General features: G+C 39.2%; 11 protein-coding genes and 1 pseudogene. 2 read left to right on the forward strand and 10 right to left on the reverse strand.

Annotation, left to right across the window (positions count from 1 at the left end):
• Positions 1-78: 78 nt before the first annotated feature.
• The 4 genes from dapA to gyrA all read right to left on the reverse strand — a co-directional run bounded on the left by dapA (position 79) and on the right by gyrA (position 5508).
• Positions 79-1014 (reverse strand): 4-hydroxy-tetrahydrodipicolinate synthase, encoded by a 936-nt coding sequence (gene dapA, locus M1R56_RS01790; protein ID WP_153225726.1) that lies wholly within the window; start codon positions 1012-1014, stop codon positions 79-81.
• A gap of 50 nt (positions 1015-1064) precedes the next feature.
• Positions 1065-2141, reverse strand: a complete 1077-nt coding sequence (locus M1R56_RS01795; protein WP_153225725.1) for an aspartate-semialdehyde dehydrogenase — start codon at positions 2139-2141, stop codon at positions 1065-1067.
• A 155-nt stretch (positions 2142-2296) separates the two neighbouring features.
• On the reverse strand, positions 2297-3040 hold the full coding sequence (locus M1R56_RS01800; protein ID WP_153225724.1) for a class A sortase: 744 nt from the start codon (positions 3038-3040) through the stop codon (positions 2297-2299).
• Positions 3040-5508 carry a DNA gyrase subunit A gene (gene gyrA, locus M1R56_RS01805; protein WP_248034385.1) on the reverse strand — a complete coding sequence of 823 codons (2469 nt, stop codon included), beginning with the start codon at positions 5506-5508 and terminating at the stop codon, positions 3040-3042. The genes M1R56_RS01800 and gyrA overlap by 1 nt, the downstream gene beginning before the upstream one ends.
• 195 nt (positions 5509-5703) lie before the next feature.
• Here gyrA and M1R56_RS01810 point away from each other — a divergent pair, with 195 nt between their 5' ends.
• Complete coding sequence (locus M1R56_RS01810) at positions 5704-6690, forward strand: L-lactate dehydrogenase (protein ID WP_045763432.1); 987 nt, start codon at positions 5704-5706, stop codon at positions 6688-6690.
• Positions 6691-6735: 45 nt separating this feature from the next.
• On the opposite strand, the gene sdbB is transcribed toward M1R56_RS01810, so the two are convergent.
• The 6 genes from sdbB to M1R56_RS01840 form a co-directional block, all read right to left on the reverse strand.
• Entirely contained in the window at positions 6736-7296 is a 561-nt protein-coding gene (gene sdbB, locus M1R56_RS01815) for a TlpA disulfide reductase family protein (RefSeq protein ID WP_248034386.1), read from the reverse strand.
• Positions 7297-7308: 12 nt separating this feature from the next.
• Positions 7309-8016 (reverse strand): cytochrome c biogenesis CcdA family protein, encoded by a 708-nt coding sequence (gene ccdA2, locus M1R56_RS01820; protein ID WP_248034387.1) that lies wholly within the window; start codon positions 8014-8016, stop codon positions 7309-7311.
• A 126-nt stretch (positions 8017-8142) separates the two neighbouring features.
• Complete coding sequence (locus M1R56_RS01825; RefSeq protein WP_248034388.1) at positions 8143-9003, reverse strand: methionyl aminopeptidase; 861 nt, start codon at positions 9001-9003, stop codon at positions 8143-8145.
• A 14-nt stretch (positions 9004-9017) separates the two neighbouring features.
• Positions 9018-10295, reverse strand: a complete 1278-nt coding sequence (spxR, locus tag M1R56_RS01830) for a CBS-HotDog domain-containing transcription factor SpxR (protein ID WP_000033785.1) — start codon at positions 10293-10295, stop codon at positions 9018-9020.
• On the reverse strand, positions 10288-10839 hold the full coding sequence (locus tag M1R56_RS01835; RefSeq protein WP_153224967.1) for a GNAT family N-acetyltransferase: 552 nt from the start codon (positions 10837-10839) through the stop codon (positions 10288-10290). Before M1R56_RS01835 ends, spxR begins: the two co-directional genes overlap by 8 nt.
• A 16-nt stretch (positions 10840-10855) precedes the next feature.
• Entirely contained in the window at positions 10856-12115 is a 1260-nt protein-coding gene (locus M1R56_RS01840; RefSeq protein ID WP_153224968.1) for a UDP-N-acetylglucosamine 1-carboxyvinyltransferase, read from the reverse strand.
• Between the two features lie 181 nt (positions 12116-12296).
• On the opposite strand from M1R56_RS01840, the pseudogene M1R56_RS01845 reads away from it, so the two are divergent.
• Positions 12297-13037, forward strand: a pseudogene (locus M1R56_RS01845) (transposase); the annotation flags it as partial.
• Positions 13038-13127: the final 90 nt, after the last annotated feature.

Genomic DNA, 13127 nt, shown 5'->3' on the forward strand with positions numbered 1-13127 from the left:
TATCTATTTATTCGTAGAAAAAGAAAAAAACTTCCTAACAATTTTACTTGTTTAGAAAGTTTTTTTATATTAGTTATCTTAGTAATCAGGACGAAGGACTCCAGTGACAGTTGCCTTGGTTGCTTCGTAGTCCCCATCAATAACAACCTTGATAATGCGTTTAGCATCCTCTTCAGGCGTAGGAACCAAAGGTAGACGAGTTGGCCCAGCTTCAAATCCCATATAGTTGAGTACCGCCTTAACAGGTGCCGGACTTGGGTAAGAGAAGAGAGCATTGACTTTAGGAATAAATTTACGTTGAATAGCTGCCGCTTTCTTCATATCACTTTCTTCGATTGCAGTAAACATTTCATGCATCTCATCTCCATTTGTATGGGAAGCAACAGAGATAACTCCGTCTGCACCAAGGTTCATAGCATGAAAAGCATCACCATCCTCACCAGTGTACACCAAGAATTCATCTGGTTTATGCTCAATCAAGTAAGCCATATTGGCAAGACTGGTACATTCTTTGACACCGATAATGTTTGGATGTTCCGCCAAACGAAGTAAGGTATCAGGAGTCATTTCGACAACTACACGACCTGGAATGTTATAGATGATAATTGGCAAATCAGAGGCATCTGCAATGGCTTTAAAGTGCTGATACATACCTTCTTGGGATGGTTTATTATAGTAAGGAACAATCGCAAGACCAGCCGCAAAACCGCCAAACTCTGCTACCTCTTTGACAAACTCAATAGAGTCACGTGTATCATTGGTACCAACACCAGCGATTAAAGGAACTCGTCCGTTGACAACCTTTTGAACAGCCGCAAACAACTGCAACTCCTCATCGTGAGTTAGAGTCGGACTCTCAGCAGTTGTTCCTGCTAGGAGAATTCCATCTGTATGATGTGCTAATAAATGTTCAATCAACTTTGGAATGGCATCGAAATTGATAGAGCCATCTTCATGAAAAGGAGTAATAAAGGCCGTGATAATTTTACAATCTTTTAAATCTTGATAAGACATACAAAACACCTCTCTATTTTAAAGAAGGAGTTCAAAAGAACTCCTACACATTATTTCAATTCAAATTTTAATTCAGCTGTTGGACGAACCAATCCACGTTCGTGAAGTGTTTCTGCAATTTGTACTGAGTTCCAAGCGGCACCTTTAAGAAGGTTATCAGATACTACCCACATGTGGATACCTTTTTCTGCATCCAAATCTTTACGGATACGTCCAACGAAAGTATCACGTGAACCAACAGCATTAACTGCTTGAGGATAGATTTGGTGAGCAACATCATCTTCAAGAACTGCACCTGGGAATGCAGCAATAGCAGCTTTCACTTCTTCAATTGGTGCTACTTCTTTTGTTTCAATATAGACTGACTCAGAGTGAGCTGACAAAACTGGAATACGTACACATGTTGCTGATACGGCAATGCTATCGTCTTCCATGATTTTCTTGGTTTCATTGGTCATCTTCATCTCTTCGTAAGTGTAATCATTATTAGTGAAAACGTCAATTTGCGGAAGAGCGTTGAAGGCAATTGGATAGTGTTTCTTATCGCCACCTGAAGGCAAGATTTCCGCATGCAAATCACGTGGATTCACGCCATCATTCAAGACTTCACGAAGCTCACGTTGAGTTTCAAGAATTGCTCCCATACCAGCACCTGAAACAGCTTGGTAAGTTGAAACGATAATACGGTCCAAGCCCCATTTTTGACGAACGGGCTCAAGAGCCACCATCATTTGAATTGTTGAACAGTTAGGACAAGAGATAATTCCGTTGTGAGCATCAAGGGCGTGGGCATTCACTTCAGGAACAACCAATGGTACATCTGGATTTTGACGGAAATAAGAAGTGTTATCTACGACGACTGCGCCTGCCTTAACAGCATAAGGTGCATATTTTGCAGAAGTTGATCCACCAGCTGAGAAAAGAGCAATATCAACCCCTTCAAAAGCGTCTTCTGTTGTTTCTTCGATGGTCACATCTTGACCTTTGAATTGCAAAATCTTTCCTGCAGAACGTGCAGACGCAAGGTAACGAATCTTATCGATAGGAAGAGTTGATTCTTCCAACATTTTGATCATTTGAGCACCAACGGCACCTGTAGCGCCGACAACAGCAACTGTGTATCCCATAACAAACCTCTTTCGGAATTTTCTAAAAATTTCTATAATAGAAACATTATACTACTTTTTACCAAAATTGAAAAGTCTTTTTCCTATCTATTTTCTGAAATTGACAAGAAAAAGGTTCGCTAATACTAGCAAACCTTTTTTATTAATCTTATCTCTTAATATCTTTGTTTATAAGGCTTATTAAAGGCTTCTAAGATATCTGATGGAGTTTCTGCATAAGGTTTCACTTCTTTGAAATCTCCCTTCACGATAATCCGTTCTGTGGCATTGTAGTCTACACAGGTTACCAAGGTAATTTCTTTGATTCCCTCACGGTCTTCTATTTCATCAACGCGGTCAGGTGTAACGTGTTTGACTTCACGAATGACATAGGTATAAACCTTTTCCTTATCAGTCAAATAAATTTTCATCCCTTCTTTGGCATTGACCAAAGGTGAAAAGAGCATCTGACTGGCATTTTCAGCTGTAAAAATATGGTGACTAGCGAGAGAATAATTTCCCTCTCCCATTTTTTGATTTGGTTTCATGGTTCCTGCCCCATAGAACAAGTTCACATTATCTAAACCTTTAAAGATAGGTAGGTTAATCTCTACTTCAGGAATGGCAATTCCACCAATAACAGGAAGTTGTTGGGCATCCCACTGCGAAGATAAAACCGCTTCAGATGAGATAGCCTTCACTGAATCGAAATCAAAATTTCCTTCTGTATCCTGATTTTCTTCTAATTTTTCTTTTGATACCTGACTTACTTGGTACTTATTAGTATTCCAAACCATAAAAATATCACGGATTTTAGCGTTAAAAATCAAAGCGATTGATAGCAGTATCAGAAATCCTGCCAATATATTGATCAACAGATTTTTTCGTTTATTTTTCTTTTTATTGATTTTTTTAGACATTATGCTTCACTTTCTGTTTCCTGTTCTGCCCCAACTTCTTCTTTTTCTGCTGCTGCAACACTTGTAAAAGTCACAATCTTAGCATCTTGATCTAGACGCATCACTTTTACTCCCATAGTTGAACGTCCCGTTTGTGAAATATTGGCAACATTGGTTCGAATCATGACACCTGTGTCAGTGATAATCATCAGATCTTCATCCCCTTTTACTGTTAAGAGACCAGCCAGAGGACCATTTTTTTCAGTAACATTGGCTGTTTTCATTCCCTTACCGGCACGCCCTTTTGTTGGATATTCAGTCGCAACTGTGCGCTTACCGTATCCTTTCTCAGTAATGATAAGGACTTCATCTTGGTCAGTAATCACCCTTGCTCCAACTACAGCATCACCTTCACGAAGGTTTACCCCTTTAACACCAGTGGCGATACGACTCATACTACGAACTGAAGACTGATTGAAACGAACTGCATAACCTAATCTAGTTCCGATGATGATATCTGTGTCTTTTTCAGTTAGTAAGACATTAATCAACTCATCCTCATCCTTCAGATTTAAGGCTTTAAGCCCATTTTGGCGAATGTTGGCAAATTCTTTGACACTGGTTCTTTTGACAATACCTGCTCTAGTTGTAAAGAAGAGATAGGCATCATCACTACGTTCTGATTCAACATTGATAATGGTTTGAATGCTTTCACCTTCATCCAGTTTCAAAAGATTGACAACTGGCAACCCTTTGGCTGTACGACCGTATTCTGGAATTTCATATCCCTTAAGACGATAAACACGTCCTTTATTGGTGAAGAATAGCAAATGATCGTGAGTGCTGGTTGAAACCAATTCACGCACAAAGTCATCGTCCTTAACTCCAGTTCCTTGAACGCCACGTCCACCACGTTTTTGAGCTGTAAATTCGTCTTGGTCCAAACGTTTGATGTAACCTTTATTTGATAGAGTGATGAGAACATCAGACTCTTCAATCAAGTCTTCATCTTCAAGAGTCAAGACTTCACCAACCATCAACTCAGTACGACGTGGATCGCCAAACTTACGTTTGACCTCATCCAATTCTTCCTTGATGATTTGCGCTACGCGTTCTGGTTTTGCAAGAATGTCTGCCAAGTCAGCAATCAAAGCAATAAGCTCATCATACTCTGACTGAATCTTATCACGTTCCAAACCAGTCAAACGACGAAGACGCATATCGAGAATTGCTTGACTTTGACGTTCAGATAACTTGAACTTGCTCATCAATTCAACTTGGGCTTCTGCATCCGTTTCACTGGCACGGATGATACGGATTACTTCGTCAATGTGGTCCAGAGCAATCAACAAACCTTCCAAGATGTGTGCACGCGCTTCAGCTTTCTCTTTGTCAAATTGAGTACGACGAGTCACCACTTCTTTTTGGTGCTCAATATAAGCATCCAAGATTTGACGAAGAGAGAGAATCTTAGGTACACCATTCTGGATAGCTAGCATGTTGAATCCAAAACTAGTTTGCATTTGAGTCATCTTGAACAAGTTGTTCAAAATAACATTGGCTGACGCATCACGCTTCACCTCAATTACGAAGCGAACTCCCTCACGGTTTGATTCATCACGAACAGCTGTAATTCCTTCGATACGTTTTTCTTGAACTAAACGCACAATATGCTCATGAACTTTAGTCTTGTTGACCATGTATGGAAATTCTGTTACAACGATACGTTCGCGACCAGTCTTAGTTTCTTCGATTTCAGTACGAGAACGAAGCACAATCGATCCTTTACCAGTTTCGTAGGCCTTATGAATACCTGATTTCCCCATGACCAGAGCACCAGTTGGAAAATCTGGACCAGGAAGAACTTCCATTAATTCCTTGGTGGTGACTTCTGGATTATCCATCACTAACTTAACAGCATCAATGGTTTCACCCAAGTTATGTGGTGGAATATTGGTCGCCATACCAACAGCGATACCTGTAGCTCCATTGACCAAAAGATTTGGAAAACGAGCTGGTAAAACAACAGGTTCACGTTCATTGGCATCATAGTTATCAACAAAATCAACGGTATTTTTATTGATGTCACGAAGCATTTCAAGAGCAATCTTACTCATACGTGCTTCGGTATAACGTTGCGCGGCAGCACCATCACCATCCATGGAACCAAAGTTCCCATGCCCATCTACAAGCATGTAACGGTAACTCCACCATTGCGCCATACGAACCATAGCTTCGTAGATAGATGAGTCACCGTGTGGGTGGTATTTACCCATGACATCCCCTGTAATACGGGCAGATTTCTTATGAGGTTTATCTGGTGTCACACCCAATTCGTTCATACCGTATAGAATGCGGCGATGAACTGGTTTCAACCCATCTCGAACATCAGGAAGGGCCCGCGATACGATAACACTCATGGCGTAGTCGATAAAGCTGGTCTTCATCTCCTTTGTCAGATTGACATTCACTAAATTTTTATCTTGCATTAACAAATGCCTCATTTCACTATTAGTAACTAGATATATTATACCATAGTTTGACCTAGATTTCAGTCTTCCAATCCGACTAAAACGTTTACATGGCTAAGTGGATGTTATATTCGTGACAAAGCTATTTAAAAGTGATAGAATGAAACTAAACAGGGTATTACCCTTAAAAAAACAAAGGAGATGTTTAGACTAATGACAGCAACTAAACAACACAAAAAAGTTATCCTCGTTGGTGACGGTGCCGTAGGTTCATCTTACGCTTTCGCTCTTGTTAACCAAGGAATTGCCCAAGAACTTGGTATCATTGAAATTCCTCAATTGCACGAAAAAGCTGTTGGTGATGCGCTTGACCTTAGCCACGCCCTTGCTTTCACTTCACCTAAGAAGATTTATGCAGCTGAGTACGCTGACTGTGCGGATGCTGACCTTGTTGTAATTACTGCAGGTGCCCCTCAAAAACCAGGTGAAACTCGTCTTGACCTTGTTGGTAAAAACCTTGCAATCAACAAATCTATCGTAACACAAGTTGTTGAATCAGGATTTAACGGTATCTTCCTTGTAGCTGCTAACCCAGTTGACGTTTTGACATACTCTACATGGAAATTCTCAGGATTCCCTAAAGAACGCGTTATCGGTTCAGGTACTTCACTTGACTCAGCTCGTTTCCGTCAAGCCCTTGCTGAAAAATTGGATGTAGACGCTCGTTCAGTTCACGCTTACATCATGGGTGAACACGGTGACTCAGAATTTGCCGTTTGGTCACACGCTAACATCGCAGGTGTTAACCTTGAAGAATTCCTTAAAGACACTCAAAACGTTCAAGAAACTGAATTGATCGAATTGTTCGAAGGTGTTCGTGACGCTGCTTACACAATCATCAACAAGAAAGGTGCTACATACTACGGTATCGCAGTTGCCCTTGCTCGTATCACTAAAGCAATCCTTGACGATGAAAATGCAGTACTTCCACTTTCTGTATTCCAAGAAGGTCAATATGGAATCAAAGATGTCTTCATCGGTCAACCAGCTGTTGTTGGAGCACATGGTATTGTGCGTCCAGTAAACATCCCATTGAACGATGCTGAAACTCAAAAAATGCAAGCTTCAGCAAAAGAATTGCAAGCTATTATTGATGAAGCTTGGAAAAACCCTGAATTCCAAGCAGCTTCAAAAAACTAATTTATGTTAGAAAAAATGTCTAGACGATTTGTCTAGACATTTTTTTTATTTCATTTGAGCAAAAGCTGCTTCTGCATCTGCGTTACTAATCGCACCTAATTGAATCTTAGCAATTTTACCCTGTGAATCAATTAGATACTCTGTAGGAATGCTTCGAATTTGATAATCTTGAAAAACAGCTCCTTTTGTATCATATAAAACAGGGATGTCTTTATAGCCTTGTTCTTCAAACCACTTTGGAAATTGGTCTACCGTTTTTTCACCTTGAAGCCCTGGCGCAATGACAGATAAAATTTCGAAACCACGATCTTCCTTAGCAGCAAGCTCCATCAATTCTGGCATACTCTTCTTGCATGGTCCACACCAAGATGCCCAAAATTTAAGATAAACTTTTTTACCTTTAAAATCAGATAATTTCACTTCTTTTCCATCCATAGATTGAAGGGTGAAATCAGGTGCTTCTGCTCCAATAGCTACTTGCTTCACAGGAGCTTGTTGTGTCTGATTTGATTGATTTTGTGGACTTGATTTTTTCTCTTCCTTGCCACAAGCAATCAGAAGAAAGAGAGACAAGAAACTAAGTCCAAAATAGATAATTTTTTTCATAGATAACTCCTTTTATCCTAATATTCCAGATAAGACATTTAACTGTCCCAACATTAATAAAATTCCCATGAGAACGATCAATAAACCACCAATTTTCTTCAATAAAAGTATGTGGGATTTGATTCTACTAAAATAAGGCATGACAAGACCTGATGCCAAGGCCAGAAATAAAAATGGAAGCGCCATTCCGAGAGTGTAAATGAGGGTTAATAAGGCCCCCTGAAGAGCTCCATTTCCTCCTGAGGCAGCCAGTGCTAAAACAGAACTTAAAACTGGGCCTATACATGGAGTCCAGCCAAAGCTGAAGCTGATACCCAGTAAAAAGGCCGACAAATATTTGCTAGACTGTTTTTGCTTAAATGTTACTGTTTTTTGTACCTCTAATTTTTGTAAGTGAAGAATTTCCATCTGATGCAAACCCAGTATAATAATCATGATTCCCATGACATAACGGAACCAGTCAGTATAAAGTAAATTCCCAAGGAATCCCGCTCCAAATCCAAGAATAAAGAAGATGAGAGAAATACCCGCAATGAAACAGAGTGTCCGAATCAATCCTGACCAGGCAACATCTTTACCCAAAAAACGAAATGTCCTTGACTCCTCTTGATCATCTAGCAGAACACCTGCGTAGACTGGTAACAAGGGAAAGATACAGGGAGAAAAGAATGACAAGACCCCAGCTATAAAGACAGAAATAAAAAATAAAATACTTTCCAATTAAGAACCTTCTTTCATATAGTTATCTTTTATTTTACTATAAAAGAAAACGTTTGTAAGAAATCCGCTACGCAAATTAATTTTCAACTTGAAAGAATCAAAAAAGGAGCTCAGCTCCTTTTTTGATTAATAAGTTCCCTCTTCACCTTGACTTGTCAGGATTACAGGCCCATCTTTAGTAATAACAAACTGATGCTCGTACTGACATGATAGTCCACCATCGATTGTTTTATGTGCCCAACCTGTTTTCATATCTGTATCGATTTCCCAATCACCTGTATTGATCATAGGTTCGATTGTCAAAACCATGCCTTCACGAAGGCGGAGACCTCGACCTGCGATACCATAGTTAGGCACCATTGGTTCTTCATGCATGGTTGGTCCAACACCGTGTCCTACAAGATCACGAACAACTCCGTAACCACGACTTTCAGCATATTCCTGAATAGCAGCTCCAATATCTCCAATACGATTTCCTACAACAGCCTGCTCAATTCCCTTATACATAGCTTCTTTGGTAACATCCATCAAGTTTTTAATTTCTTCTGATGGTTTTCCAACAGCGTAAGCCCAACAAGAATCTGCCAAGCCGCCCGTAAAGTTTTGAGTATATTTTTTCATCTGCTCAACGTTGTTAAAATTTAGTTTAGAAACATTGAGGTCAGACTTAGCGATTGGCCCACCAAGAACCATATCTACCTTCAGCAAATCGCCTTCCTTCAAAATATAGTGGCGTGGAAAAGCATGGGCTACTTCGTCATTAAGCGAACAACAAGTTGCGTATGGATAATCCATCATTGCCCCATCAACACCAATTTGAAGAGGGAGGAAATTTTCTTCTTTACAACGACGACGCACATATTCTTCTACTTCCCACATATCTACACCTGGTTTGATGATGTCACGCAAACCGATGTGAATACTGGCAAGAAAATCGCCAGCCTTATCCATTGCTTCGATTTCTCTAGCTGATTTTAATGTAATCATGTTTTCTCCTAGTTTTAATTAATTTTTACAGTAACATTTGCTTTTGATACGATTTGATGATTGATATAAATATCATAGTCGATAATGGCTGACCTTCTCGTATGGTGAATAATTCTAGCCTGAATCCGCAAGATATCATCGATCTGAACAGCCTGTAAAAAGTAAATCAGCATCTGTTCAATGATGAGATTACGTCCGCTATTCACGACCAGATCCTGCGTCATATGGGTCAAAATTTCTGAAAGAACTCCATTTGCAAGGACTCCATTTTTTTCCAACATAAATGGTTCAACCGTAATGACAACTTCATCATGGTGGTAAGATAACTTCTGACCAACCTGTTCTGAAAATGTTGGTAATGCTGAAACTTGAGAGCGACTCATCTTTTCCATGACATCCCGTCTAGTAATAACACCAAGTAAAGTTTGATTACTTCTCACAACAGGCACCATTTCAAAGTCTTCAGCAATCATTCTCTGGCTAACATTAGCGATATTCGTCGCTAAACCAGTCATGTAGACTGTCCTTGTCATGACCTTATCTATCGTTGTACCAGGTGATTTATCTCCAGCATCACGCATAGTAACTACACCAACAACGACCTGATGCTGATTGATGACAGGGAAACGGCTCGTTCTATTCTTACGAACCAAGTCTAGATAATCTTTGACAGTATCCGTTTCCTGTAGAAATCCATATTCATGACTGGTACGATAGATTTTTTCAACCGTTAAAATATCTGTCTTAATCTGAACGTTGGACAAAGCTCTGTTGATCATAGTCGCAATTGTAAATGTATCATGCTTACTGCGCAATACTGGAATATTTTTTTTATTAGCATGGTTTAAAACATCTTCATGAACTTCAAATCCACCTGTTACCAAGACAGCATTTTCATTTTCAAGTGCTAATAACTGAATACGTGTTCGATCTCCTACGATAAGTAAGCCGCCATCATGAAGATAAGAAAGAATATTCTTTTCAGTCATCGCCCCAATGGAGAATTTACTAAATTCTCTATCCAATCCAGCTTGACCAGCTAAAACTTCTGAGCCTGTAACTTCTGCAATTTCTGCGAACGTTAATTTCTCAATAGCTACTTTTTTTGACTTTACACGTACTGTTCCACTTCGAGGACGTGTTTCAACAAGTCCCCTATTTTCAGCTTCTTTGATAGCCCGATATGCCGTACCATCACTTACTCCTAGTCGATTTGAAATACTACGAACACTGACACGCTTCCCAACTGGTAATTCTTCCAAGTAGGCTAATATTTCTTGGTGTTTACTCATTTAGATTTCCTTTTGTATAACGGAATTCTAGATAATCCCGCATCTTTCGGGTATAACGATCGCTACCTTTAAAATGACGATAAAGAACAAAATTTGATTTTTCTGCTACTTTCTGACTAGCAACATTTTCTAGATGTGTCACAATCGAAAGTTGCTTCAAGGCAAACTCGTTCATGGATAAATCTCGTAATTTGGTAACTGCTTCAGTCATATACCCCTGAGACCAATAGTCTTTCTTTAAAAAATAGCCAATTTCTGCTTCTTTCTTAATTTCATCAAGTTTTTCAAACTTGATAGCTCCAATCATCCGTTGCTCTTTTTTATCACAAATAGCCCAAATCCCCAAAGGTGATTTCATAAAATAATTGGCAAGAGCATACTGACTTTCTTCAATACTTGCTTGTGCAGGAAAGATAAATTGGAGATTTTCAGGATCTGATGCAAGTTGATGAAAATCATCTACATCTGTAAAAAAGAAGGGACGGAAATATAAACGTTCCGTCTCATAGAAAGAAAATTTTGCTAATTTAGTCCAGATATTCATTGCAATCCTCAAAGTGCTAATCTTCGATTAGCTCAATATCTGCTCCAAGATTACGCAATTTTTCGATAATATTCGAGTAGCCTCGAAGGATGAATTCTACATTGGTAATCTCTGTTTTTCCTTCAGCCATCAAGCCAGCAATAACCAAGGCAGCTCCAGCACGTAGGTCTGTCGCCTTAACTTTTGCACCCTGCAAAGGATTTCCACCCTTATAAAGGATGTGGTCGTTTGTTGTTGAAATATCTGCATTCATTTTGGCTAATTCAAAAACATGATTGACACGTTTTTCATAGATTGTATCAATCAATGTGCCACGACCTTCTGCTTTTAATAGCAAAGGAGTAATAGGCTGTTGAAGATCTGTTGCGAAACCTGGATAAGGAGCTGTTTTGATATTAACAGCCTTTAGATTTGTTTGCTCTTCGACGAAAATACTGTCTTCAGAAATAGTCATGTGAACACCCATTTCTTCAAGTTTAGCAATAAATCCTTCTAAATGCTCATAAAGTACATTATTAATTCGAATCCCATGACCTACTGCAGCTGCCATTGAAATATATGTACCTGCTTCAATACGGTCTGGGATGACTTGGTGACGTGTTCCGTGCAAGCTATCCACACCATCGATTGTAATCATATCCGTACCTGCTCCACGAATGTGAGCTCCCATATTGTTTAATAATGTAGCCACATCAATGATTTCAGGTTCGCGAGCAGCATTTTCAATAACTGTTCGACCTTTAGCTTTTACTGCTGCTAGCATCGTATTGATTGTTGCACCAACACTAACAGTATCCATATAGATATGCGCACCATGTAGACTTGATCCTTGGGTTGAGAGATTCATATTATCTCCCTCGTAGGTTGTCTTAGCTCCCATAGCTTCAAATGCTTTTAAGTGCAAATCAATCGGACGTGGTCCTAGGTCACACCCTCCAGGCAAACCTACAGTTGCTTCACCAAAACGTCCTAAAAGACTACCATAGAAATAATAAGACGCACGCAAGCTATTAATTTTACCATAAGGCATTGGTTTATTTTGAACACCACGAGGATCAATCTCGAGAACATCGTCATAACGCTTGACACTAGCTCCCATGATTTCCATAATCTCAATAAGACTAGCTACATCAGAGATGTCCGGAACACAATCCAAAATCACAACATCATCTGATAAAATAATGGCAGGAATCAAGGCAACGACACTATTTTTAGCGCCACTAATCGTAATTTCACCTTTCAATGGTCTCCCACCGTTAATGACAATTTTTTTCATTTTATACTCTTTCACTATTTATTAAGAAGGTCTCACCCTATATTATACCATATTTCTTACTAATAGCCAATCCTATAAAAAAATTAACAAACGTCTCACACTTAATTCCACCATAAAAATCCGTTTTAGACTAATTTCCACTTTGGTCAGGAAAGTGGAAGTTACTTTGAGAAATTACCCTCAAGATTTTGACAATCTCAACATCATCACAGTTCTGGAAGGTAGAACACAATCTATCATCCGAAATCATTTTCTTAAATATGAGAGTTCTGTCCGAAGTCGCGTCAAAATCATTACTATGGATATGTTTATCCCTTATTATGACTTGACTAGACAACTTCGCTTTCGAATTTCTAGGCTCAGGCTGAAACAGTCTACGAGACTGTTTCACTCCCAAACGCTAAAATCGTTCTGGATTGCTTTCACATTGTACAACATCTAAGCCGTGCTATGAGTCGTGTGCGTGTCCAAATTATGAATCAATCAGGATAGTCGTAAACTGAGTGATAAACGTTTTTATCGCCCTACTTTTCGTATGCATTTAACCAATAAGGAAGTCCTAAACAAGCTTTTGAGCTATTCCGAAGACTTGAAACACCACTATCATCTCTATCAACTCTTGCTTTTCCACTTTCAGAATAAGGAGCCGAAGAAATTCTTTGGACTCATTGAGGACAATCTAAAGCTGGTTCATTCTCTTTTTCAGACTGTCTTTAAAACCTTTCTAAAGGACAAAGAGAAAATTGTCAACGCTCTTCAACTACTCTATTCTAACGCAAAACTGGAAGCCACTAATAATCTAATCAAACTTATTAAACGCAATGCCTTTGGTTTTCAGAACTTTGAAAACTTCAAAAAACGCATTTTTATCGCTCTGAACATCAAAAAAGAAAGGACGAAATTTGTCCTTTCTCGAGATTAGCTTTTCTTCAACCCACTACAGTTGACAAACATACTAAGATTAGTAGTGAGAAAATCTCCGACGGGAGAGAGTACTCACTACTTTTTCTTT

The organism is Streptococcus sp. oral taxon 431 (assembly GCF_023115445.1).
Taxonomy (GTDB): Bacteria; Bacillota; Bacilli; order Lactobacillales; family Streptococcaceae; genus Streptococcus.